The organism is Polymorphospora sp. NPDC050346 (assembly GCF_040655695.1).
GTDB lineage: Bacteria > Actinomycetota > Actinomycetes > Mycobacteriales > Micromonosporaceae > Polymorphospora > Polymorphospora lycopeni.
In genome coordinates this window covers 41,188-63,621 of the sequence record NZ_JBFAKM010000011.1, presented here as the reverse complement: position 1 = coordinate 63,621, position 22,434 = coordinate 41,188, and the positions used below count along the sequence as shown (strand labels likewise).

At 73.2% G+C, this 22,434-nt stretch carries 21 protein-coding genes; 7 read left to right on the top strand and 14 right to left on the bottom strand.

Annotation, left to right across the window (positions count from 1 at the left end; all coding sequences use genetic code 11):
• Positions 1 to 9: 9 nt before the first annotated feature.
• The 3 genes from AB0I42_RS13860 to AB0I42_RS13850 are packed head-to-tail and all read left to right on the top strand — an operon-like array spanning position 10 to position 3,427.
• Positions 10 to 1,776: an AMP-binding protein gene (locus tag AB0I42_RS13860; protein ID WP_357537260.1), complete on the top strand. Its 1,767-nt coding sequence runs from the start codon at positions 10 to 12 to the stop codon at positions 1,774 to 1,776.
• Entirely contained in the window at positions 1,776 to 2,672 is an 897-nt protein-coding gene (locus AB0I42_RS13855) for an enoyl-CoA hydratase-related protein (protein WP_357537258.1), read from the top strand. Before AB0I42_RS13860 ends, AB0I42_RS13855 begins: the two co-directional genes overlap by 1 nt.
• Positions 2,669 to 3,427, top strand: a complete 759-nt coding sequence (locus tag AB0I42_RS13850) for an SDR family NAD(P)-dependent oxidoreductase (RefSeq protein ID WP_357537256.1) — start codon at positions 2,669 to 2,671, stop codon at positions 3,425 to 3,427. The genes AB0I42_RS13855 and AB0I42_RS13850 overlap by 4 nt, the downstream gene beginning before the upstream one ends.
• Positions 3,428 to 3,542: 115 nt before the next feature.
• On the opposite strand, the gene AB0I42_RS13845 is transcribed toward AB0I42_RS13850, so the two are convergent.
• The 9 genes from AB0I42_RS13845 to AB0I42_RS13805 all read right to left on the bottom strand — a co-directional run bounded on the left by AB0I42_RS13845 (position 3,543) and on the right by AB0I42_RS13805 (position 12,181).
• Entirely contained in the window at positions 3,543 to 4,562 is a 1,020-nt protein-coding gene (locus AB0I42_RS13845; protein WP_357537254.1) for a hypothetical protein, read from the bottom strand.
• 262 nt (positions 4,563 to 4,824) lie between these two features.
• The gene (locus AB0I42_RS13840) at positions 4,825 to 5,598 is read right to left on the bottom strand and encodes a TSUP family transporter (protein ID WP_357537253.1); all 774 of its coding nucleotides are present in this window, start codon (positions 5,596 to 5,598) and stop codon (positions 4,825 to 4,827) included.
• Positions 5,595 to 6,500, bottom strand: coding sequence for an ABC transporter permease (locus AB0I42_RS13835; protein ID WP_357537251.1), 906 nt, complete (start codon positions 6,498 to 6,500; stop codon positions 5,595 to 5,597). Before AB0I42_RS13835 ends, AB0I42_RS13840 begins: the two co-directional genes overlap by 4 nt.
• Entirely contained in the window at positions 6,490 to 7,275 is a 786-nt protein-coding gene (locus AB0I42_RS13830) for an ABC transporter ATP-binding protein (RefSeq protein WP_357537507.1), read from the bottom strand. Before AB0I42_RS13830 ends, AB0I42_RS13835 begins: the two co-directional genes overlap by 11 nt.
• Positions 7,276 to 7,277: 2 nt before the next feature.
• On the bottom strand, positions 7,278 to 8,336 hold the full coding sequence (locus tag AB0I42_RS13825) for an ABC transporter substrate-binding protein (protein ID WP_357537249.1): 1,059 nt from the start codon (positions 8,334 to 8,336) through the stop codon (positions 7,278 to 7,280).
• Positions 8,333 to 8,797, bottom strand: a complete 465-nt coding sequence (locus AB0I42_RS13820) for an Rrf2 family transcriptional regulator (RefSeq protein WP_357537505.1) — start codon at positions 8,795 to 8,797, stop codon at positions 8,333 to 8,335. Before AB0I42_RS13820 ends, AB0I42_RS13825 begins: the two co-directional genes overlap by 4 nt.
• Before the next feature lie 174 nt (positions 8,798 to 8,971).
• Entirely contained in the window at positions 8,972 to 9,940 is a 969-nt protein-coding gene (locus AB0I42_RS13815) for a nitroreductase (RefSeq protein WP_357537246.1), read from the bottom strand.
• A 6-nt stretch (positions 9,941 to 9,946) separates the two neighbouring features.
• Positions 9,947 to 10,948 (bottom strand): nitroreductase, encoded by a 1,002-nt coding sequence (locus tag AB0I42_RS13810; RefSeq protein WP_357537244.1) that lies wholly within the window; start codon positions 10,946 to 10,948, stop codon positions 9,947 to 9,949.
• A 99-nt stretch (positions 10,949 to 11,047) separates the two neighbouring features.
• Complete coding sequence (locus AB0I42_RS13805) at positions 11,048 to 12,181, bottom strand: cation diffusion facilitator family transporter (protein ID WP_357537242.1); 1,134 nt, start codon at positions 12,179 to 12,181, stop codon at positions 11,048 to 11,050.
• A 53-nt stretch (positions 12,182 to 12,234) separates the two neighbouring features.
• On the opposite strand from AB0I42_RS13805, the gene AB0I42_RS13800 reads away from it, so the two are divergent.
• Positions 12,235 to 12,591: a metalloregulator ArsR/SmtB family transcription factor gene (locus AB0I42_RS13800; RefSeq protein ID WP_357537240.1), complete on the top strand. Its 357-nt coding sequence runs from the start codon at positions 12,235 to 12,237 to the stop codon at positions 12,589 to 12,591.
• A 353-nt stretch (positions 12,592 to 12,944) separates the two neighbouring features.
• On the opposite strand, the gene AB0I42_RS13795 is transcribed toward AB0I42_RS13800, so the two are convergent.
• The 3 genes from AB0I42_RS13795 to AB0I42_RS13785 form a co-directional block, all read right to left on the bottom strand.
• The gene (locus AB0I42_RS13795) at positions 12,945 to 13,556 is read right to left on the bottom strand and encodes a DUF4328 domain-containing protein (protein ID WP_357537238.1); all 612 of its coding nucleotides are present in this window, start codon (positions 13,554 to 13,556) and stop codon (positions 12,945 to 12,947) included.
• Positions 13,557 to 13,732: 176 nt separating this feature from the next.
• Positions 13,733 to 14,815 (bottom strand): N-acetylmuramoyl-L-alanine amidase, encoded by a 1,083-nt coding sequence (locus AB0I42_RS13790; protein WP_357537236.1) that lies wholly within the window; start codon positions 14,813 to 14,815, stop codon positions 13,733 to 13,735.
• Between the two features lie 34 nt (positions 14,816 to 14,849).
• Positions 14,850 to 16,883 (bottom strand): family 10 glycosylhydrolase, encoded by a 2,034-nt coding sequence (locus AB0I42_RS13785; protein WP_357537234.1) that lies wholly within the window; start codon positions 16,881 to 16,883, stop codon positions 14,850 to 14,852.
• A gap of 263 nt (positions 16,884 to 17,146) precedes the next feature.
• Between AB0I42_RS13785 and AB0I42_RS13780 the strand changes: the two genes are divergently transcribed.
• Positions 17,147 to 17,683, top strand: coding sequence for a hypothetical protein (locus AB0I42_RS13780; RefSeq protein WP_357537232.1), 537 nt, complete (start codon positions 17,147 to 17,149; stop codon positions 17,681 to 17,683).
• A 56-nt stretch (positions 17,684 to 17,739) separates the two neighbouring features.
• Here the strand turns inward: AB0I42_RS13780 and AB0I42_RS13775 are convergent, their stop codons facing one another.
• Both AB0I42_RS13775 and AB0I42_RS13770 read right to left on the bottom strand, forming a co-directional pair.
• Positions 17,740 to 18,354, bottom strand: coding sequence for a DUF305 domain-containing protein (locus tag AB0I42_RS13775; RefSeq protein WP_357537230.1), 615 nt, complete (start codon positions 18,352 to 18,354; stop codon positions 17,740 to 17,742).
• A 62-nt stretch (positions 18,355 to 18,416) separates the two neighbouring features.
• The gene (locus tag AB0I42_RS13770) at positions 18,417 to 19,154 is read right to left on the bottom strand and encodes a lytic polysaccharide monooxygenase (RefSeq protein ID WP_357537229.1); all 738 of its coding nucleotides are present in this window, start codon (positions 19,152 to 19,154) and stop codon (positions 18,417 to 18,419) included.
• Between the two features lie 365 nt (positions 19,155 to 19,519).
• Here AB0I42_RS13770 and AB0I42_RS13765 point away from each other — a divergent pair, with 365 nt between their 5' ends.
• Positions 19,520 to 20,947 (top strand): PQQ-binding-like beta-propeller repeat protein, encoded by a 1,428-nt coding sequence (locus AB0I42_RS13765; RefSeq protein ID WP_357537228.1) that lies wholly within the window; start codon positions 19,520 to 19,522, stop codon positions 20,945 to 20,947.
• Between the two features lie 66 nt (positions 20,948 to 21,013).
• Positions 21,014 to 22,402 (top strand): PQQ-binding-like beta-propeller repeat protein, encoded by a 1,389-nt coding sequence (locus AB0I42_RS13760; protein ID WP_357537227.1) that lies wholly within the window; start codon positions 21,014 to 21,016, stop codon positions 22,400 to 22,402.
• Positions 22,403 to 22,434 lie beyond the last annotated feature (32 nt).

Sequence of the window (22,434 nt, the reverse complement as noted above, 5' to 3'; positions counted from 1 at the left end):
GGAAGTCCGATGACAGCCACCCCGGACCGGTTGACCGCCCACGTCCACGACCTGCTGGCCCGGTACGGCGACCCGGGCGCCAGCGTCGCCGCGCTGCTCTGCGACGACCATCCCGCCGACGCGGTCGCGTACACCGTCGTTGACCCCGACCTGTCCCACACCGTGCTCACCTACGGCGAGCTGCGCGAGCGCTCCGAGCGGTGCGCCGCCGCCCTGGCCGGCCTCGGCGTCGGCCCCGGCGACCGGGTCGCCACCCTGCTCGGCAAGAGCGTCGAATACCTGGTGACGCTGCTCGGCATCTGGCGGCTCGGTGCGGTCCACGTGCCGCTGTTCACCGCCTTCGCCGCCCCGGCGATCCTCGACCGGCTCGCCGACAGCCGGGCGAAGGTGCTGGTCTGCGACGCCGACCAGCGGACCAAGCTCGCCCCCGGCGACGGCGTACCGGCCGACCCGCCGTGGCGCACCGTCGTCGTCGGCGGGGCCACCGCACCCGACCTCGACCTCGCCGACCTGCTCGCCGCACATCGCCCCGGCCGGCCGGCCGCCGCGCTCGGCGGCGCCGCGCCGATCATCCACATCTACACGTCGGGCACCACCGGCCGGCCGAAGAGCGTCGTGGTGCCGACGGCGGCCCTGGCCGGCTTCCGGGCGTACGCCGAGTTCGGGCTCGACGTCCGCCCCGGCGACGTCTACTGGTGCGCGGCCGACCCCGGCTGGGCGTACGGCCTCTACTTCGGCATCCTCGGCTCGTTCACCCTCGGCGTGCCCAGCGTGCTGCTGCGCGGCGGGTTCTCGCCGGCGGCGACCTGGCAGGTGCTGGACCGGTTCGGGGTCACCAACCTGACCGCGGCGCCGACGGTCTACCGGGCGTTGCGGGCGGCGGACCTGCCGGTGCCGGGCGGGCTGCGGCTGCGCTGCGCGTCCAGCGCCGGCGAGCCGCTGACCCCGGACGTCAACACCTGGGCGCGCGACGCCCTCGGCGTGCTGGTCTACGACCACTACGGCCAGACCGAGGCCGGGATGCTGATCAACAACCACCACCATCCGCTGCTGCGCCGGCCGCCCCGACCGGGCTCGATGGGACACCCGATGCCGGGCTGGTCGGCGGCCGTACTGTGGCCGGACCGCGACGACGTGGCCCCGCCGGGCGTGCTCGGCCGGATCGCGATCGACCGGGCCGCGAGCCCGCTGGCCTGGTTCACCGGGTACGGCGTACCCGCCGACGGCACCGCCGGGACGGCCGGGACCGACCCGCGGTTCGCCGCGGCGACGGGGGAGAAGTTCACCGCCGACGGCCGCTGGTACCTGACCGGCGACACCGGCAGCGTCGACGACGACGGCTACTTCCACTTCTCGGCCCGCGACGACGACGTCATCATCATGGCCGGCTACCGGATCGGCCCGTTCGACGTCGAGTCGGTGCTGTGCACCCACCCGGCGGTGACCGAGTGCGCCGTCGTCGCCGTACCCGACCAGGTCCGTGGCGAGGTGCTGGAGTCGTACGTCGTGCTGCGCGACCCGGCGCGGGCGTCGGCCGACCTGGCCGGGGAACTCCAGCGGTGGGTGAAGACCCGGTTCGCCGCGCACGCCTACCCGCGCACCGTCCACTTCGTCGACGCGCTGCCGAAGACACCGAGCGGCAAGATCCAGCGGTTCGTCCTGCGCGCCCGCCGCCGCGCCGAACTCGACGCCGCCGGGCCGGGGCCGGCCGGCGGCGCGGTGCCCCGGCCCGCCGTGCCGGCCGTGCCCACCTCCGCGCCGGCCGGCGGCGCCTGATGGCCGGCGACCCCGTCCTCGCCGCCCCGGCCGCGCCGGTGCCCGGCAACGCGGACCCGGTGCGGCCGGTGCCCGGCAACGCAGATCCGGCCCTGCCGGTGCCCGGCGCCGCGGACCCGGTCGGGCCGGTGCTGGTCGAGCAGCGGGGCGAGGTCCGCTGGCTGCGGCTCAACCGGCCGCGGCGGCGTAACGCCATCGACCCCGCCCTGCTGTCCGCGCTGGACACCGCGGTCGCCGCGGCGGCCGCCGACCCGGACACCGCCGTCGTCGTGCTGGCCGGCACCGGCCCCAGCTTCTGCGCCGGCGCCGACCTGCGCCACCTGCGGTCGGTCGCGGCCACCGGCGCCGACCCGCTCGACTTCCTCGGGCGGGTGTCCGCCAGCCTCGACCGGATCGAACGCGTCGGCAAGCCGGTCGTCGCCGCCGTACACGGGCACGTCGTCGCCGGCGGCCTCGAACTCGCGCTCGTCTGCGACGTCGTGGTCGCCCGCGAAGGCACCCTGATCGGCGACGGCCACGTCCGCAACGGGCTGCTGCCGGCCGCCGGGTCCAGCGTCCGGCTGCCGCGCCGGGTCGGCGAGCCGCTGGCCCGGTGGCTGGCGCTCACCGGTGAGCTGCTGCCGGCCGAGGTGTTCACCGCCTCCGGGTTCGTGCACGCGGTGGCACCGGCGGACCGCTTCGACGAGCTGGTCGCGGCCACCGCCGGGCGGCTGGCCCGCGCCGCCGGCCCGGCCCAGACCGGGTTCAAGAACCTGCTGTACGACGTACGCGACCCGCCGGCCGGTCCGGCGCTGGCCGCCGAACTGGACGCCTTCGGCGCGCACTGGGCGGCCACCGACATGACGGCCGCGCTGGACCGGTTCCTGGGAACGGCAACGGGAGAGGGACGCCGATGAACCGCTACACCGGCCGGGTGGCCATGGTGACCGGCGCCGGCCAGGGCCTGGGCCGGGCGATCGCCGAACGGCTGGCCGCCGAGGGCGCGGACCTCGCCCTCGGCGACCGCAACGCCGGTACGGTCAAGGAGGCCGCCGCCGCCATCGCCGACTCCACCGGCGCCACCGTCGTGCCGTCGGCGGTCGACGTCACCGACGCCGCCGCGGTCCGGACCTGGTTCGGGTCCACACTGGACGAGTTCGGTCAGGTCGACGTCCTGGTCAACAACGCCGGGGTGTTCCGCGACAGCCGGCTGGAGTTCATGACCGACGACGACTGGACGACCGTGGTCGACGTCAACCTGCGCGGCGCGTTCCACTGCGGCCGGGCCGTCTTCGGCCACATGAAACAGCGCGGGTACGGCCGCATCCTGTCCCTGTCGTCGATGTCCTGGCGCGGCAACTTCGGCCAGGTGAACTACGCCGCCGCCAAGGCCGGCGTGGTCGGCCTGGCCCGTACCATCGCGCTGGAGGGCGCCGGCCACGGCGTCACCTCCAACGTCATCGCCCCCGGGCTGATCGACACCCCGATGCTCGCCGCGATGGACGCCCGCGCCCGCGACAAGCTCGCCGGCCGGGTGCCGGCCCGCCGGATCGGCCGCCCGGCGGAGATCGCGGCGGCGGCCGCGTACCTGTGCGCGGAGGAGGCCGCGTTCGTCACCGGCGTGGTCCTCGACGTCGACGGCGGCATCAGCATCGGCTCCAGCCTGCGCTGACGCCCGGCGGGCGCGGACCGGTCCACCGGTCCGCTCTCGATCGTCTGCGGCTCAGGCGCCCGACACGCCGGTCGGGGAGTGTCTGAACCGCAGACGATCACGACGGTCGGCGGGCTCAGGGCGTGTAGTCGAGCCGGAAGTTGAAGCCTTGGGCGTTGTGGCCACCGCCGGCCACGCACCGGCCCTTGTCAGGCTGGCCGTTCCAGAACATCACCCGGCACCGGTCGCAGAACCGCCACTGTTCCTGGCCCGGGCCGTTGTGGTCGTGCGGCAGCACGAAGCTGTAGCCCTGCCGATTGTGCGCGCCGCCGGCCGGGCAGCGCCCCTGGTTGGCCGGGTCCCCCGCCCAGAACATCGCGAAGCACCGGTCGCAGAAGCGCCGGTCCCACTGCCCGCCCGACGGTCCGGCGGCGCCGTGCGGCAGGTAGAACGTCCACCCGGCCGCGGCGTGTCCACCACCGGCGGGGCAGACGCCCTTGCCCGCGGCGCCGTCGAAGAACAGGCTGCGGCAGGGGCCACAGAACCGCCACGCGGCCTGGCCCCGGTTGCGGGCGGCGAAGGTGAGCGTGTAGTCGCCGCCATCGCCGCGGTACCGCAGTGACCGGCGGGCCGGGTTGCCGGTCTCGGCCAGCACGATGTCCTCGCGGGTGAACCGCACCTCCTGGCCGAGGCCGATCCACTCGTCGGTGCTCGGGCCGCCGGTCGGGGTCTGAATGGCCGAGTTGAACGCCTGGAGGACCAGCCCAACCCGGGTCGCCCGGTCGGTGACGCCGAGGCTGGCGAGCAGGGCGCTGTTGACCGAGCCGGCGACGATGTTGCGCAGGGCGTGCGCGTTGCCGTCGTCCCACTCCATCAATGCGGCGAGGAAGATGGCGTCGTCCGGGTTGGGCAGCGTGCGTTCCTCGCCGAACAGGCCCCAGAAGGACTGGAAGGGAGCCTGGTGGGTCTCCTGCTCGTCGACGTCGCCGAACGCGCCGTAGACGAATACCCGGGACGCCGGGATGGGAATGGAGATCCCCTGGACGTTGACGGATGACCGCAGGTCGACCGCCGCTACGATCATGTACGGCTCGTCCGAGCCCAGTTCGTCGGTCTCGGTGTGGCAGCGGAAGCTCTCGAGGTAGATGTAGATCATGGTCTCGTCCTGCCTGCACCAGCCGGTCACGGCTGACGCTGTTCCGGTTGAACGTGTGCGGACCACCTGATCAGGAGTGGGGCTACCGGTTCCGACAGTGTCGTACCGGAGTTCGTGGCGCAGGAAGGCAAGGGTTCGGTTTCCGTCAGCGGGCGCATCACCAGTCCCCGGCCGGTCGCCTGCACCGCCCGGCGGCAAGGAGGTCCCTGCCGCCGACGCCGGCGATGGGCTGCGAAGCCCGGGGCCACCGCGCCGGCCGCCCTCAGCCGAAGACCAGGCGCAGGGCGCCGAGCGTGACCAGGACGGCGAGCGTACGGCGCAGCAGCCGGTCGGGCAGCCGCCCGCCGTACCGGGCGGCGAGCCAGCCGCCGACCAGGCCGCCGGTGCCCAGCGCCAGGCCGAGCGGCCAGTGCGGGGTGTCGACGGTGGTCTGCCCGGCGATGTCGAGCGTGGCGTACGTGACCAGCCCGGTCACCGACACGGTCAGCGTGGTGACCAGGGCGGCGCCGGCGACGCGGGCGACCGGCCAGCCGGTGAGCAGCAGTGCGGCGGGCGCGGCCAGCACCGCGCCGCCGAGCCCGTAGAAGCCGCCGAGCAGCCCGCTGGCCATGCCGGTGAGCAGCAGTGCCCGCCGTACCGCCGACGAAAGCTCCACATCGGACCGCCGGGCCGGACGGCGGCGCGCGAGCAGGCTGCCGCCGACGGCGACGAGCAGCACGGCGACCAGCACCCGGAAGGCGGGGGAGTCGCCGAGCAGGAAGACGTTGACCAGCGCCCCGGCGACCGCGGCGGGTGTCGCGGCGCCGACGAGGAGTCGCGTCAGCGCCCGGTCGATCCGGGGTTGCCGGAGGATGCCGACGGGGGTCGAGACGACGTTGAACAGCAGGTTGGTGGCGCTGGCGACGGTGCCGCCGAGCCCGAAGACGGTCAGCAGCACCGGCAGTAGGAGCAGCCCTCCGGAGACCCCGGTCGGGGTGCCGACCGCGGCGGCGAGGGCGCCGAGCCCCACCGCCGCGATCAACTCGTAGGGGCTCAACTCTGGGTCAGGCCCCAGCGCTTGCGCAGCGCGTTGTCGAACGCGTTGAACGCGATGTCGACCAGGATGCCGATGACCAGCACCACGATGATCCAGGAGAGCAGCCGGGGCGCGTTGTTGAACTCCCGGGCGCCCTGCATGAGTACCCCGATCGACCCCTGCCCGGCGACGATGACCAGCAGCTCACCGGCCATCAGACTGCGCCAGGCGAAGGCCCAGCCCTGCTTGAGCCCGCTGACGAACGACGGCAGCGACGCCGGCAGGATCAGGAACCGGTAGAGGTTGAGCCCGCGCATGCCGAGCACCTTGCCGACCCGCAACCAGACCCGCGGCACGTAGTCGATGCCGCTGATCAGGCCGTTGGCGATCGACGGGGTGGCGCCGATGATGACCACGAACATGATCGTCGTCTCGCTGATCTGGAAGAGCAGGATCGCGAACGGGAACCAGATGATCGACGGCATGGTCTGCAGGCCGGTGATCAGCGAGCCGATCGCGGCCCGCAGCGGCCGGAACCGGGCCACCGCCGCGCCGATCAGGGTGCCGATCACGACCGCGATCAGGAAGCCGATCACGGCCCGTTGCATGGTGATGCCGATGGCCCGGGCGAACTCGGCGGTCGGGATCAGCTCCCGCATGTCCGCGAAGACGGTCAGCGGGTCGGGCAGCGCGAACGGCGGCTTCCACTCGGTGAGGTAGACGATCTGCCAGCCGGCGATGACCAGCGCGACGGCCAGGAGTTTGGGCCACAGCGAGTCCCAGACCCGGCGGCCGAGCCGGGCCGCCCGGCCCTCCTTGCTGGCCGGTCCGAGTTCGAGGGCGTCGAGACCGGCGACCTCGTCGGTGGTGGCGGTCCGGGCGGCCGGCGGCTTCGCCAGTTCCGTACGGGACTCAGTGGGCATGGCGGGACACCTCCGTACGCAGCCGGTCGGTGATCGTCGCCGCGAGTTCGGCCACCTCGGCGGAGTCGATGCGGCGCGGCCGGGGCTGGTCGACCGGGAAGTCCTCGATGATCCGGCCGGGCCGGCTGCTGAGCAGGATGACCCGGTCGCCGAGCCGTACCGCCTCGCGGACGTTGTGGGTGACGAACAGGACGGTCAGCGACCGTTCCCGCCAGATCCGTTCCAGTTCGTCGTGCAGGATGTCGCGGGTCATCGCGTCCAGCGCGCCGAACGGCTCGTCCATCAGCAGGACGTCGGCGTCCTGGGCCAGGGCCCGGGCGAGCGCGACCCGCTGCCGCATGCCGCCGGAGAGTTCGTGCGGCCGCTTGCGGGCGAAGCCGGACAGCCGCACCGTCTCCAGCAGTTCCTCGGCCCGGCGGCGGCGTTCGTCGCGGCCGACGCCGCGCAGCCGCATGGCGATCTCGACGTTCTTCGCCACGGTCAGCCAGGGGAACAGGGCCGGTTCCTGGAACATCAGCGACACCCGGTGGCCACCGGCGTCGATGCTCCCGCCGGAGGCGGCGTCGAGCCCGGCGACCAGTGACAGCAGCGTGCTCTTGCCGCAGCCGGAGGCGCCGAGCAGGCAGACGAACTCGCCACGCCGTACGTCGAGGGAGACCCGGTCCAGCGCGAGCAGCGCGGAGCGGCCCCGACCGTATGCCTTGGACACACCGTCGAGACGGACGGCCACGTCGGTGTGGCGGCCGTCCGTCCCCACGGCGGTCTGGTCGACCAGACTCACGAAGCTGTTCCCTCTCCGCTGACCTCGGGCTTGCCGCCCGCCTTGAGCAGTTCGTTGAGCGGGCCGAGGTGGTAGATCCCGGCCAGGTCGACCGGGTCGAGCAGCCCGACCTCCTCGGCGTGCTTGGCGCTGCCGTACAACGAGGGGGCGATCGGGTCGACGGTGAACGTGAGGTTGGCGAACGACGCGGCCAGGATGTCGTCCTTGAGCGCGCTGCCGGACAGGGCCTTGAGGTGCTCGTTGGCGGCGGTCGCGGCGGCGTCGCGGTTGGTGTTGACGTAGTCGACCGCGGCGATGTGGCCCTCGAGGAGCTTCTTGACCGTCTCGGGGTTGGCGTCGAGGAACTTCTTGCTGACGATCAGGTGGGTGGTGACGAACTCGCCGCCGGGCCACTCCTCCTTCTCGTCCTTGAGCACCTTCGCCCCGTGCTCGATGATCAGCCGGCTCAGGTGCGGTTCGGGCACCCAGGCGCCGTCGAGCGCGCCGCTGCCGTACCCGGTGATGATCTCCGAGTTGGGGGTCGGCAGGATCGAGACGTCGCCGCCGCCCTGGGTGTCGGCGTTGAGCCCCTGCTGCTTGAGCCAGTAGCGCAGCGCCACGTCCTGGGTGTTGCCGAGCTGCGGCGTGGCGATCTTCTTGCCGCGCAGGTCCTGCACGCTGGTGATCTCGGGCTTGACGACCAGGGCCGCGCCGCCGGAGGTGGTGCCGGCGATGACGTGCAGCGCGCTGCCCTTGGACTGGGCCCAGCCGTTGATGGCCGGGTTCGGGCCGATGTAGGTGGCGTCGATGGCGCCGGAGAAGAGCGCCTCGATCGCCGACGGGCCGGCGTTGAAGGTGGTCGTCTCCAATGTGGTGTCGCCGAGCTTGTCGGCGAAGATCCCGTTCTGCACCCCCACCAGCGCCGGCGCGTGGGTGATGTTGGGGAAGTAGCCCAGCCGCAGCTTGGTGGCGGCGGCACCGGACCCCTCCGAGTCGCCGCCGCAGGCCGCGAGGGCGGTGGTCGCCAGTATCGCGGCCGCGGTCGCGGCGAGCAGGCGAATGCTGCGCGGAGTCATTCCATCTCCTGTTTCGTCATTGGTACGGGGGTGTCGTGCCCGCCCGGGGGAGCGGGTACGGAACGTCCGGTGAGCAGGTCGGCGAGGCTGGTGCGGTCGACGATCGCCTCGATCGCGCCGTTGACCGCGAGCCAGACGCCGCCGAGACGGGCCGCGACCCCGTGGTACGTGGCGCTCTCGGCGGGCAGACCGCGCACGGTGGTCAGCGTGCCGCCGACGGCGCGCAGCACGTCGCCGACCGAGATCGCGGTGGACGGCCGGGCCAGGGTGTAGCCGCCGTCGACCCCGCGCTGGCTGTGCAGGAGTCCGGCCCGACGCAGGTCGAGCAGGATGCCCTGCAGGAAGCTCAGCGGGATGGCCTGGTCGGCCGCGAGGTCCGCGGCCTTGGCCAGGTGTTCCGGGGCGGCGGCCACGGAGAGCATCGCCCGTAGGGCGTAGTCGCTGCGGGCCGAGACATGCACGGCGCTGGGCTCCTTCTTGCGCGATGCCCGCACCGCCATGGCTAGCGCTGACATCGCATCGCCGGTCCAATCCCTGTTTTCCCTACTTGATTGATAGGAACAGTGGACTGGGTGGGTGATCGGGTCAAGAAGGCGTTCAAATGGTGGGACGGCCGGCCCGGCCGAGGGTGACCGCTACCGCTCGTCGACGACCTCGTCGACGCCGCGCCGCGGGGTCGGCCAGCCCGGCTGGCCGTACCCGACCCGCAACACCATCTGCGGCACGCCGACCCGCCCGCCGAGCGCCAGCCGTAGCTGCTCGCGGGCACCGGGCACCTCGATCGGCTGGGACAGCAGCGACACGGCCAGCCCGGCGTCGGTGGCGGTCAGCAGCACCCGTTGCAGCGCCGCGCCGGCGGCGATCTGGTCGGTCGCGGTGTCCCGGGGCGAGCCGAGCACCGCCACCACCGGCTCGGGCTCGAAGTCGCGGCCCGGCGCGCGGGTCCGCACCCCGAACGGGCGGCCGGGCAGCAGGTCCTGCGGCTCGGTGGCCGGCCCGCCGGAACCGACCGGAACCCCGTCGTCGGCGTCGGCGTACCGGGTCCAGCTCCGCACCTCGGCCGTGTAGCCGGGCGCCGCCGTCAGCACCCGGTTGGCGGTGTGCGCGATCTCGGCCAGCGCGCCGACCGGCGCGGCCCCGACGAGCAGTTCCAGCTGGGCGTTCTCGGCCCGGGCCGCCTCGACCAGCTTCCAGCGCTGCCGGGGCGAGACCGGCACCGGCCAGAACGGGGCCCGGTTGCTGTGCCGGCGCGGGACCGCGGCGAACAGCGCCTGCTCGGCGACGGTCGGCGGGCGCGGCGGGCCGGCCCCCACCCGGGCCACGACCAGCGGCTGCGCCGGGTACGGCCGCAGCCGCACCGTACCGGGACGACCCGCCACCGCCAGCGCGAGCCGCAGGTTGAACAGCGCCGCCCCGCACCCGATCCGGGCCGCCCAACCGGTCGGGTCACCGACCGGCAGCCGCCGCGCCGGATCGAGGAGCAGTTCGATCGCCCCGTCGCGCAGCCGGAACCGCCACGGCTGGGTGTTGTGCATCGACGGCGCCCGGATCGCGGCGGCCGCCGCCGCCCGCAGGTCCGCACCGGTGTAGGTCGTGGTCGGCACGGCCGCCTACCCGCTGATCTCGATGACGTCGGCCGGATCGCGGCGCGGCGTGGCCGGCAGCGGTGCCGCCTCGACCGGCAGCCCGATCCGGACCGCCAGGTACGGCGTACCGACCGCGGAAAGCAGTTCGCCCAGCAGGTGCCGGGGCCACTCCCGCTCGACCGGGTCACTGAGGACCGCCGCGGCCAGACCCGCGTCGGTGGCGGTCAGCAGCAGCGCCGACAGCGCCTCGCCGGCCCGCAGCCACGCCTCCGGCTCGTCGGTGCTGCCGAAGAGGATCCCGTACGACGCGCCCCGGTCGGTGCCCGCGCCGACCTCGAGCCCGGCCGGGTGGTGGCCGATCGTGTGGTCGCGTACCGGGACCCGGCGCGGTGCCTGCCGGACCGCCGACGCCGCCGGCACACCGTCGCCGCTGCCCGCCGGCCGGGTGGTCCACCGGATCAGTTCGGCGCGGTAGTCCGGGTCGGCCAACTCGTCGGCGGCCGCGCTGGCGGTCGCGATGGCCAGCATCGGCAACTGGTCGGGCCGGACCAGGTGCAGGTAGGTCCCGTGCAGTTCGACCGCCCGGCGCAGCCGGTCGAGCAGGACGGCCGGGACCGGGGTGTCGGCGAACGCCCGGCGGTCGGTGCGCCGGCGGCCGATCGCGTCCCGCAGCGCGGTCGCGGTCGCGCCCGGCATGCCCCGGCCGATCAGGGTGATCCGGGCCAGCAGCTCCGGGTCGCTGGCCGGGTCCGGCCGCAGCGCGATCCGCACCTGCCAGCCGTCGGCGAGCAGCGCGACGTACGCGTGGTGCAGGGCGGCACCGCACGCCAGGTGCAGCAGCCGGCCGTCCCGGTCGGTCGTGCCGAGCCGCCGGCCGGGGTCGGCGCGCAGTTCCAGCGTCCGGGCCGCCGCCCGCCATCGCCAGGGCTGGGTGTTCAGCGCCGACGGTGCGCGCAGGGCGTGCCATGCCGCGGTGGCGAGCACCTGTGCGGTGGCGCTGCCGGGAAGGTCGACAGGCTCGAACATCGTGGCCTCCTGCGGGTGGACGTGCCTCCACCATCGCGCCGGCGGCCGGTTCCCGGCAGGGCCGGAAGACCTTTCCTCGTCGTACCTCCCGGCCCCCGTTTAGTTACTCCCGGTGAGCGTGAGCCGGTCCGGGTGGTCGGTGCCGGCCGGGTGCGGGTGCACGGTCGCGGCCGTCAACCGCGGTACGGCGTGCGTCAGCGCGTGCTCGACGTCGTGCGCGATCCGGTGCGCCGCCGCGACCCGCAGTCCGCCGTCGACGGCGACCTCCACCTCGGCCCGCAACGTGTGGCCGACCCAGCGCAGCCGCAGCCCGTCGAGGCGTACCACGCCGGGGGTGGCGGTGACGGCCCGCTCCGCGGCCGCCGTCACCGCCGGGTCGACGCCGTCGAGGAGCCGGCCGGCGACCTCGCGTACCGCCGACCAGAGCACCGCCACGATCGCCGCGGTGATCCCGAGCCCGACGACCGGGTCCGCCCACCACCAGCCGACCGCGACCCCGCCGGCCCCGACGAGTACGGCCAGCGACGTGAACCCGTCGGTACGCGCGTGCAGCCCGTCCGCGACCAGCGCGGCCGACCCGATCTCCCGGCCGACCCGGATCCGCCACCGGGCCACCAGTTCGTTGCCGACGAAGCCGACGAGGCCGGCGAGGGCCACCCAGCCGGGATAGCGCACCGGCCGCGGGTCGAGCAGGCGGTCGACCGCCTCCCAGCCGGCGTAGACCGCCGACCCGGCGATGACCAGCACCACGAACAGGCCGGCCAGGTCTTCCGCCCGGCCCAGCCCGTACGTGAACCGCCGGGTCGCCACGCGGCGGCCGAGCAGGAACGCGATCGCCAGCGGTACGGCGGTCAGCGCGTCGGCGAAGTTGTGCACGGTGTCGCCGAGCAGGGCCACCGAGGCGGTCGGGATCACGACGGCGACCTGGGCCAGCGCGGTCACCATCAGGGCCGCGAACGACCACCAGAGCACCCGCATCCCGCGCCGGCTGGCGGCGAGCGCCGGGTCGACGACGTCGCCGGAGTCGTGGCTGTGCGGGGTCGCGGCGTGCCGGACCCGCCCCCACCACCCGCCGTGGTCGTGCTTGTGGTCGTGGTCGCCGGGCCGGTCGTGGTCGCCGTGCTGGTGGTGGTCGTGGTGCCGATCGTGCTTGTGGTCGCCTTGCGGGGCGGGGGCGCCGTGGCGGTCGGGGGCGGTCCGCTCGTTTGGTGCGTGGGTGTGGTCGTGGTGCATCGGGTGCCTCCCGGCGTCGTACCCGTGTGGCGACCGTGACACCATATGTGCTCATGTACGCACGCGACAACGCGGCAACTGCCAACGACGGGCATCAGGAGCCGACCGAAGCCCAGTTCGAGGCGGCGGCGACCGCCTTCCGGATGCTCGCCGACCCGACCCGGCTGCGCCTGATGTGGCTGCTCCGAAAGGGCGAACACGACGTCGCCACGCTCACCGCGGCGCTCGGTGTCGCCCGGCCGGCGGTTTCGCAGCATCTGGCGAAACTGCGCCTGGCCGGCCTGGTGGCATCCCGCCGCGACGGCCGCCGGGTGCTCTACCGGACCCGGGGCGGCCACGTCCGGGCGGTGATCGCCGAAGCCCTCTTCCAGGCCGACCACCAGCTCGCCAACCACCCCGACCACGACTGACCGTGAGCATGGCGGGGTCGGTTCATCGGTGGTGAGCTGATGCGGGTGGTAGTGGGCGTGCCCTTTGCTCCGACTGGCCTCGTGCCTTGGGCTCGACTTGTCCGCCCGGCCCGATACCACTGTCCCGCCCCACAGCGAATTCGCTGTGCGTACGCCGAATTCGCTGTGGACCACAACACCAGAGTCCTTCCCCGGCGAACCACCAGGGCACCCGTGATCGTCTGCTGTCCAGCAGTTCGACACGCCGTACCTGCAGCGGCGGAACAGCTAACGATCGCCACACACCGCCACGTCACGAGGGGCGCGCGGGTGGCGGCCGGTTGACGCGCCATAGGAGCGTCCCGCCCCCGACGTCACCGCTGCGCGGTGTGCCGGGACAGGACGACATGCATGGCGACGAACAGGCCGCCGGCGACGAACTGGATCAGGAGCAGCGGGCCGGCGCCGGCGGCCCGGCCGAGGGCGAACAGCAGTGTCGCGGCCACGAACCCGGCCCACCAGGCCCAGACCAGCACCGCCGGAAGACGGGTCCCTGACGCCCGCGTGGCGATCCGGGCCAGGGCCAACGGACCCAGCACCAGGTTCGCCACCGGGACGAGCCAGCCGAGCGGCGTGGTCCAGACCGGCCGGCGGGGATCCGCGCCCCGCACCGCGTCGACGTACCGGTGCAGCCGGTACGCCCAGACCAGGTGCAGCACGATCGCGGCGGGCCCAGCGGACACGACACCGACCGTCGCCACGGCCAGGAGCGCCATCGCGAGCCGTCGCAGGGGTGGGTTGTCGAGGAAGTCGTTTACGAGATTCCCGTGCAGGTGCGGCTCGGGCAGTAGCGTGAACGCGGCGCCCGCGACCATCGACACCGTGAGCGCCACCCCGGACGCCAGGGCGAACCGGCCGAGGATCCGTGGCGGCCGTGGCCGGGCGGGCGGGGCGGCGGGTTCGGCGCTGGGGACGGTGGCGGTCATCGGGACTCCACTTCGGACGGCGTGGTCGTGCGTACCGCACGCTAGGCACGCCCGCCCCCCGTCGCCCGGGTGCATCGGATACCGGACACCCGCCAACCCTCCCGCGATCTTGCACTTGTCGCCCGGCAGAACCGGCGAATGGAGGAGACAAGCGCAAGATCGCGGAGGAGGGTGGGTCAGTTGCGGATGCGGACGGCGTCGGCGATGACGTAGCCGGCGGCCGAGGTCCAGCGGCTGACCCCGACCACGTTGTAGTCGCCGGCGTTCAGGTGGAAGCTGCCCAGGTTGCGCCACTGGCCGCCGTTGATCTGCTGGTTCATCCGGATCGTCTGGTTGCCGCTGCTGGTGGCCACGATGTACGGCGTGGAGCTGTTGTAGCCGGCGTTCGCCGCCCACCAGGCGTCGACCTGGTACGTCCCGGCGCTGGGGATGTTCACCTTGAACCAGGCGGTGTCGCTGGCCAGCACCGGGTCGGCGAAGCGGTAGTCGGTGCCGTGCCGCTGGGTGGAGAAGCTCGACGTGCCCCAGTTGCCGCTGGCGGTGAACCGGCCGGCGGTGGTGTTGTCGACGATCGCGGTGAACCCGCCGCTCCCACCGGACAGCCGCGCCGCCACGTCGGCGCGCAGCTGCGGCAGCCGGGCGTAGAGCACGTCGCCGGGGCAGGCGGTCGCCATGAAGTCGCGGTGGCCGTAGATCTGGCTGGCCGGGATCGAGTACTGCTGGCAGGTGTAGGCGACCAGGTTGACCAGCGAGTTGTACAGGGCGGTCGTCGGGCCGACCGTCATGTACGTCCCCTCGTTCTCGATGCCGATCGACTGGTTGTTCTGCGCCCCGGCGTGGGTGCCGAAGACGAAGCTGCTACCACCGTTGAGGGTCTCGATGCTGCGGTGCCGGCCCTCCATGATGTGCCCGCCCCGGCTGACGGTGAACTGCTGCCCGCTGTCGATCCAGCCGTTGCTGTCCATGTGGAAGTTCTGCACCGCGCGGGCCAGCGACTGGGCGCGGGCCAGCGAGTAGTCGGTCTGGTTGGCGGTCGCGGTGTGGTGGATGATCACCTTGTTCGGCCGGCCGCTGATCAGGCTGACCGGGGTACGCGGCGCCCGGGCGCCCCAGGAGGCGGTGCCGTGCATCGTCGGGCGGGCGACGGCGGCGTGGGCCGGGCTCGAGGTCAGGGTGTGCAGGCCACCGGTGGCGGCACCGACACCGACCAGCACCGCGCCGCGCATCATGGCACGCCGGGACAGCGGGGGAAGGGACATCGATTCTCCTTGCCGTGGGGGTGGGGGTGGGGGATCAGACCTTGGTGATGCGTACGGCGTCGGCGACGACGTAGCCGGTGCCGGTGGTCCAGCGGCTGACGCCGACGACGTTGCGGTCACCGGCGGCGAGGGTGAACGTGCCGAGGCTGCGCCACTGGCCGCCGCCGGCGCGCTGGTCGACGGTCACCGACTGGTTGCCGGCCGTGGTGGCGACCAGGTATGGGGTGGCGCTGTTGTAGCCGGGGTCGGCCGGATACCAGACCTCGACCCGGTAGCTGCCGGCGCTGGGCAGGTTGGCCGAGAACCAGGCCGGGTCGCTGGCCGCGACCGGGTTCGCGAACCGGTAGTTGGCGCCGTGCCGCTGGGCCGAGAAGCTCGACGTGCCCCAGTTGCCGCTGGCGGTGAACCGGCCGGCGGTGGCGTTGTCGACGGTGACGGTGAACGCGCCGCCGCTGCCCGGGTTCACCACCCGGCCGGCACTGGCCGCGCTCTCGTGGTGGCGCCGGTCGAGCGCGGTCACGACGTACGTGTACGTGCCGCCGGCCGCCGCGGTGGTGTCGGTGTACGTACCGGTGGTGCCGCTGGCGCGTACGGTGGCCAGCAGGTTGCCGCCGTCGGCCAGGTCGCACGGGTCGGTCGTGGTGCCGTCGACCCGGTAGACCGCGTACGCGGCCGGGGTGGTGGTGCCGCCACGCTGGAAGGTCAGCGAGACGCCGTTGCTCACCCGGGTGGCGGCGGTGATGGTCGGCGCGGGCGGGGCGGCGCCGCCGCGACCGGCGGCGACCGGCACCAGCGCGGGCCGCCGGTAGTGGTCGTTCGCGACCCGGTCCATGCCGCCGAGCCGGTTGGCGCGGACGTCCTTGGCGCTGAAGTGGATGTCGCCGACGACCTGCGGGTGGGCGCGGTTGAGGGTGAGGTGGTTGGTGAGTTCGGCGGCGTTCTGCCACGCGGCGTCCTGCCCGGACGCGCCGACCCGGTAGGTGGCCTGCCCGATGACCAGTTGCACGTTGGTGCCGGCGACGACGTTCGACCACCAGGGCACGAGTCTGGCGTAGTCGGCGGTGGCGAACCCGATGTGCCAGTAGACCTGCGGCGCGACGTAGTCGATCCAGTTCTGCTTCACCCAGCGCCGGGTGTCGGCGTAGATGGCGTCGTACGACTGGAGGCCGGAGGTGGGGGAGCCGAGCGGGTCGGTCGAGGCGTTGCGCCAGATGCCGAACGGGCTGATGCCGAACTTGACCCACGGCTTGGCGGCCCGGATCTTCTGGCTCATCTCCTGCACCAGCCGGTCGACGTTGTTGCGCCGCCAGTCGCCGATGTTGGCGAAGCCGGACCCGTGCTGGGCGTAGGTGGCCTGGTCGGGGATCTGGGTGCTGCCCGACGGGTACGGGTAGAAGTAGTCGTCCCAGTGCACCGCGTCGATGTCGTACCGGTTGACGGCGTCCATCATGGCGTCCTGGACGAACGCGCGGACGGCGGGGATGCCGGGGTTGTAGTAGAGCTGGCCGTTGTAGGGGAAGACCCAGCTCGGGTTGCGGCGGGCCGGGTGGCTGGCGACCAGCCGGGACGGGTCGGCGTGGGTGGCGACCCGGTACGGGTTGAACCAGGCGTGGAACTCGATGTTGCGGGCGTGCGCCTCGGCGACCATGAAGGCCAGCGGGTCGTAGCCGGGGTTGCCGCCCTGGGTGCCGGTCAGGTATTGCGACCAGGGTTCGAGGGTCGACGGCCAGAAGGCGTCGGCGGTCGGCCGGACCTGCACGACGACGGCGTTCATCTTCCGCTGCTGGGCCAGGTCGAGCCAGGACCGGAACTCGGCCTGCTGGGCGGCGACCGACAGCCCGGTGCGGCTGGGCCAGTCGATGTTGGCGACGCTGGAGATCCACATCGCGCGGAACTGCCGCTTGGGGGTGGCGGGGTCGGTGGTGCAGGCGGCCGTGACGACGGTCCCCGCGGCGGTGGCGCCCTGGCCCGCGCCGGCCGGCGCCGCCGGGCCGAGCACGGTCGGGAGCATGACGGCGGCCAGTACGGCGGCCGCGAGTCGGAACGATGATTCTCGATTCGTCCGCATGGGAGGAAATCTTCATCATCGCCCCTGGCGTTGGCAAGACTTTTCCATGACAAAGTTTCGGCGCCCGCCCGACGCCGCGTCACCGCCCCGTGATCTTGCAGATATCTCCTCCCTTCGTCGGATTTGTCGGGCGACAAGCGCAAGATCGCGGGATGCCGGTGCGACACACCGATCCGGCCGGACCTGCCGACGCGTTCGCACACCTGTCGGGTAGCTTCGTCTCCGGTCTTGACCGCAGCGTTCGACAGGAGAAGTTCTTTCGCATGGGTAAGAAGACGGTTCATGTCTCCGACTTCAGTGGCGAGGTCATCCAGCCCGGCGACCGGGTGGTGTCACTCGTCGTCCTGGAGCATCCCGACCTGGTCGCCGGACCCGTGCGGTTGGACGCCCGACCGGTCGAGATCGAGAGCATCGACGACGCGGCCCTCGACGTCGCCGTCGTCGAGATCCACGACGGTCCCGAGGGCAGCGAGCCGCGCCGGATCGTACTGACCGCGAGCGAGTTCGACGAACTGGCGACCGACACCCCGATGGCGCAACTGCTGCGGACCGCCGAGCGGGTCCGGCCGGCGAAGACGACCCGCCGGACCGAGCGGATCGAATACGGCACCCTCGAACACGCCGGCAAGCCGCACCGCGGCAAGGTCACCGACGAGGAGGCCCGGCTGGTCCGCGAGCACCTGGACGAGGTCAACAAGCGGCTCGCCGACGAGGGCGTACGGCAGATCGACCCGGACGACCCGGACCTCGCCGCCCGCTACGGCTTCCCGGCCCCGCCGCCGGCCGCCGTCGTGGCCTGACCCGGTTCACGATCGCCCGCGGGTGCCTCCCCGACCGGGAAGGCACCCGCGACGGTTCAGTCCAGGTACGCCAGCATCTGCTGGATCTGTGCCGTACGCGACAGGTCGACCCGCTCGGCCAACTGGCGGGCCTCCGGGTTGGTCCCGTACTTGGTCTGGTTGCGGGCCATCTCGACCGCGTTGTGCTGGTGACCGATCAGCAGGTTGAGGAACCGCTTCTCGAACTCCGCGCCGGAGACGGTGTCCAGCGCCCCGATCAGGTCCTCGCTGGTCAGCGGCAGGCCGCCGTGGTCGGCGTGCAGATGCTCGGCCGGATCCGCCTCCGTCGCCTCGCCCCAGCCGCGCAGCCACGACCGCATCGTCTCCACCTCGGCGGCCTGCGTCACCTCGATGGCCGCGGCGAGGGTGCGTACCTCGTTCCGGGTCGCCCGTTCGACGGCGAGCCGTACCATCGTCAGGCCCTGCTCGTGATGGGTGACCAGCATCTGCAGGAACATGACGTCGGCCGCGTTGTGCGGCCCGGTGTTCGGCGCCTGCGTGGCTGCCGCCGGTGCCGACGCGGCCGGCGGTGGCGCGGCGGCGGGCCGGCCGGCCGGGGCCGCGGTGCCCATGCAGCCGGCGAGCAGCAGCAGCGCCGCGACGGCGGCGGTTCCTCGCGCGAGCGCGTACATCGGTGTCTCCTTCCGGACCGGCGAACCGGGTGGGTCCACCGTGGACCCACCCGGTCACGGGGTCAGACCTGCTGCCAGAGGGCGGCCACGTGCGGCGGCTCCCAGCCGGCGATGGCGGTGTGCGCCTGCCGGCAGCGGTAGGTGACGCCGTTGTAGGTCACCTGGTCGCCGACGCTGTAGGCGGTGCCGGCCCGCCAGGTGCCGCCGGTCTGCGGCGGGTTGGTCGGGGTCGGGCCCGTCGTGGGCGGCGGGTTGGTCGGCGGCGGCGTGGTGGGCGGCGGGTTGCCGCCACCACCGATCTGGAGGTCGACGCAGACGTAGAACGCCATCGGGGTGTCGGCGACGTTCCAGACGGCGAGCAGCTTCTGCCGGCCGGAGAAGCCGCTCAGGTTGACCTGGTGCGTCACGGTCGGACCGGGCTGCCGGCCGCCGTCGTTGAACTGGGCCACCCGGGTGTTGCCGATGTAGTACTCCCAGGTGCTGGTGGCGTGCCGGGCGGTGATGACCCAGTTGAACGTGGTCGTGCCGCTGACGTTGGTCACCCGCCAGCCCTTGCTGTCGTTGTCGAGGACGGAGAAGCGGGCGTTGCCGCCGCTGCAGCTGCGCAGGCCCTTCGGGCCCTCGACGCTCTGCGGCTCCCACTGGATGTCACCGCAGTTGGTGACGATGCCCTGCGCGCACTGGGCCTGACGGCTCGGTGGCGAGGAGATGTAGCCGTGCGCCTGGGCCGGCGCGGCGATCGCCAGTGAGGTGAGCACGGTGCCCACCACCAGGATCGGTAGTGCGATCAGTCTTCGCATGGACGAACTCCTTCTCCGCGGGGGTACGGACCCTCCTCGGCGCGGTGGCCGACGCGCCGGGAGGGCTTCCAAAGGGTGTCGAGAGCCGTTCGGCCGGAATGCGTCACCCAACCGGCTATCGATCGCCATGCATCACAACATAAAGTAAACAATCTTAACAGTAAATACCCATTTCTGTTTGCCGCCGCTGCGCTGCTCCGTGGATCGCGGGGCTCTTCGCGTTGATCAAGGAGTTGTTGTGCGGCAAAGCGGTCAGAACGGGCACGGTTGCTCCTAGATCGACGCCCGCGCCGGGCGGCGGACGGAGGGGCGGCGCGGGTGGGTGCGGCGCGGCTAGGCTGCGGATCGGGAAGGCGGAGGGCGGGATGAGCAGCGGAACTGTGATCGACCTCGGGACGCGTGACCACGAACTCCCGGCCGAGCCCGAGCCACCCCGCCCGGTGCTGCTCCGACATCTGCGTACGGCCGTGGCGGCGCTCGCCGCGTTGCTCGTGCTCGCCACCGCCGGCTCCGGACCGCTGCCGGAACCGGCCCTCGTCGAGGTCGCGGTGCTGACGACCGCCGGTACGCACCAGCAGTTCCTGGTCGGTGACCGCCTCTACGTCCTCGCCCCCGAGGCCGGCGGGGTGCGGCTGGTCCTGACCGCGTACGACCTCGACCGGGACACCGTACTGTGGACGGCCCCGGTCGGGCCCGAGGTCCGGGTCACCGACTATCCGCGGCCGGCGGCGCAACTGCGGCCGGTCGACGGCCAGCTACTGGTCCACATCAACGACGGAACCACTGCGGTCGACGACGCCACCGGCCGTACCCGCTGGTCGGTGCCACACCCGATCACCGACGTCAGGGGCGGCGGCGTGGGGCTGAGCAGCCGGCCGGTCTGGTCGTCCACCATGACTCCCGCCGACCGGCGACCGGCCGTCGTCGGGGTGTTCGACCCGGCGACCGGTGCCGTGACCGAGTCGGCGCCGCCGCCCGACGAACCCCGACGCTTCCAGCTCGACCCGGCCACCGGCACGGTGATCGCGATACCACCGGCCGGCATGTCCGTGCGCGCCTTCGACCTCGCCGACGGCGCCGAGCTGTGGACCGCCGACCTCGTACGCTCCGGGGTGCTCCTGGCCGGGGCGGCCACACCGACCGCCGCCGTGGTGACGATGGACGGCGGGATCGAGTTGCGCGACGCGCGTACCGGGGCGACCCGGCACCGGCGACCCGCCGAGCCCGACCGCCCGGCGACCAGCGCCGTCGGTGCCGGCGGTCTGGTCCTGGTCCGCGACACCTCGCCGGCCGTCAACGCGTACGACGCCGAGACCCTGGAACCCGTCTGGCGTACGCCGGTGCGCCCGGACGAGGAATGGGCCCTGGTCTGCGGCACCCGAATCTGTGTCCGCAGCGAGGTCCAGACGTCGTTGCTCGACCCGATGACCGGGGTGCTGCTCGGCCGGGTGGCGCTCGACGGGCACCTGACCAGCCGGGGCGGGCACCTGATCGCGCTCGCCTCGCTCGGCGAGGGCTTCGTGGACCACACCGTCGACCCGGCCACCGGGGAGCGCCTGGTCAGCCTGTCGGCGTGGCCGAAGCTGGCCGTGGCCCTCGACGACTCGCCGGCCGTGCTGACCAGGTTCGCCGGCGGGCCGCGGCGGCTGTGGTTCGCCGTACTCGATCCCGGCGCGACCGCCGTCCGCCCGCTCGGCGTGGTCGCGCACCGGTCGTACGGCTGCCAGTCGTCGCGTACCCACATCGTCTGCCGGACCCGCACCGACGAACTACGCGCCTGGCGCTACCGCTGACCGCCGGGGCACCGCGCGCCCGGCCCGCGTTCTAGGCTGCCCACGTCGTCGGCGGAGGGGGAGCGGATGAGCGCCGGACCGGTAGTGATCGACCTCGGGGTACGGACCAACGAACCGCCGGCCGAGCCCGCACCGTCCCGCCCGGCGCTGGCCAGACACCTGCGTACGGCGGTGACCGCGCTCGTCGTCGCGCTCGTGCTCGCGGTCGGTGGGTCGGCACCACAGCCCGGGCCGGCCCTGGTCGAGGTCGCGGCACCACCGACCTCGATCTGGCAGCAGGAACTACTCGTCGGTGACCGGCTCTACGTCGTCCACCCGCCGACGGACCGGTCGTTCCGGCGCACCGTCACCGCGTACGACCTGACCCGTGGCGCCGATCTCTGGACCACCCCGATCGGCGTCGAGACCCGTGCCCTCGGTCCCGAGGGTGAGGCGTCGCTGTCGATCGCCGGAGAGCGTCTGCTGGTCCACACCGAGGACCGGACCTTCGTCCTCGACACCGCCAGCGGTCGGCTCCGGGCGTCGGTGCCGCACCACGTCACCGGTGGCGACGCCGGAAACGTCGGCCTGGTCCGCGAGCCGATCTGGAGTTTCGTTTCCGATGACCCGGCCGTGAACGCCACCGTCCGGGTCGTCGCCGGTGCCAGCGGCGAGGTCGTGCACGTGACCGCCGTCGAGCCCGGCGAAGCCCCACGGGTCAGCGTGCAGGTCGACGGTGTGTCGGTGCGGGCATTCGACCTGGACACCGGTGCCGAGCTGTGGGCCACCGGATCGGTCACCGCCGGGGAGTTGCTGCCGGGGGAGCCGCCGTCGGTGGCGGTGCTGACCCGCGACGGCGTCCTGGAGGTACGCGACGCGCGGACCGGGGCGGTACGGCACTCTCGCGCCAGAGCCGTGGACGGGTCGATGGGCTGGCTGGGGGTCGTCGGCGACCTGGTTCTGGTGCAGACCGGATTGTCGGAGGCGACCGCGTACGCCGCCGGCACGCTGGAAACCGTCTGGCGGGCGGCGCTGCCCCGGCACGGGGCCGCTTACGACTGCGGTGCCGTGCTCTGTGTCGCGATGGCGGGCCGGAGCCTGCTGATCGACGCCGGCAACGGCCGCCCGCTCGGCGAGGTCGTCGCCAACGGCCATCTCGACAGCCGGGGCGGGCACCTGCTCCGGCTCGGCCCACGCGAGGGGGAACTTGACCACACGGTGGATCCGTACTCCGGCCGGCCGCTGGTCGACCTGTCGGACTGGCCGGATCCGGTCACCGGCGCCGAGGGTTCACCGCTCGTCCTGACCCGGCCCGACCAGCTGCCGGACCGGGCCTGGTTCGCCGTCCTCGAACCGGGGGCGACGCGGATCCAGGTGCTCGGGCCGGTGCCGCACCGGGTCTCCCAGTGCCAGTCGTCGGATACCCACCTCGCCTGCCGGACCGGGAACGGGCTCCGCGTGTGGACCTACCGCTGACCCACGCCGTTCCTTGATCGACGCGCGGCCCG

Bases quoted from the DNA above. Each gene is read 5' to 3' on its own strand.
- AB0I42_RS13860 (WP_357537260.1), top strand. From the start codon at position 10: ATGACAGCCACCCCGGACCGGTTGACCGCCCACGTCCACGACCTGCTG.
- AB0I42_RS13855 (WP_357537258.1), top strand. From the start codon at position 1,776: ATGGCCGGCGACCCCGTCCTCGCCGCCCCGGCCGCGCCGGTGCCCGGC.
- AB0I42_RS13850 (WP_357537256.1), top strand. From the start codon at position 2,669: ATGAACCGCTACACCGGCCGGGTGGCCATGGTGACCGGCGCCGGCCAG.
- AB0I42_RS13845 (WP_357537254.1), bottom strand. From the start codon at position 4,562: ATGATCTACATCTACCTCGAGAGCTTCCGCTGCCACACCGAGACCGAC.
- AB0I42_RS13835 (WP_357537251.1), bottom strand. From the start codon at position 6,500: ATGCCCACTGAGTCCCGTACGGAACTGGCGAAGCCGCCGGCCGCCCGG.
- AB0I42_RS13825 (WP_357537249.1), bottom strand. From the start codon at position 8,336: ATGACTCCGCGCAGCATTCGCCTGCTCGCCGCGACCGCGGCCGCGATA.
- AB0I42_RS13810 (WP_357537244.1), bottom strand. From the start codon at position 10,948: ATGTTCGAGCCTGTCGACCTTCCCGGCAGCGCCACCGCACAGGTGCTC.
- AB0I42_RS13805 (WP_357537242.1), bottom strand. From the start codon at position 12,181: ATGCACCACGACCACACCCACGCACCAAACGAGCGGACCGCCCCCGAC.
- AB0I42_RS13800 (WP_357537240.1), top strand. From the start codon at position 12,235: ATGTACGCACGCGACAACGCGGCAACTGCCAACGACGGGCATCAGGAG.
- AB0I42_RS13795 (WP_357537238.1), bottom strand. From the start codon at position 13,556: ATGACCGCCACCGTCCCCAGCGCCGAACCCGCCGCCCCGCCCGCCCGG.
- AB0I42_RS13790 (WP_357537236.1), bottom strand. From the start codon at position 14,815: ATGTCCCTTCCCCCGCTGTCCCGGCGTGCCATGATGCGCGGCGCGGTG.
- AB0I42_RS13785 (WP_357537234.1), bottom strand. From the start codon at position 16,883: ATGCGGACGAATCGAGAATCATCGTTCCGACTCGCGGCCGCCGTACTG.
- AB0I42_RS13780 (WP_357537232.1), top strand. From the start codon at position 17,147: ATGGGTAAGAAGACGGTTCATGTCTCCGACTTCAGTGGCGAGGTCATC.
- AB0I42_RS13775 (WP_357537230.1), bottom strand. From the start codon at position 18,354: ATGTACGCGCTCGCGCGAGGAACCGCCGCCGTCGCGGCGCTGCTGCTG.
- AB0I42_RS13770 (WP_357537229.1), bottom strand. From the start codon at position 19,154: ATGCGAAGACTGATCGCACTACCGATCCTGGTGGTGGGCACCGTGCTC.
- AB0I42_RS13765 (WP_357537228.1), top strand. From the start codon at position 19,520: ATGAGCAGCGGAACTGTGATCGACCTCGGGACGCGTGACCACGAACTC.
- AB0I42_RS13760 (WP_357537227.1), top strand. From the start codon at position 21,014: ATGAGCGCCGGACCGGTAGTGATCGACCTCGGGGTACGGACCAACGAA.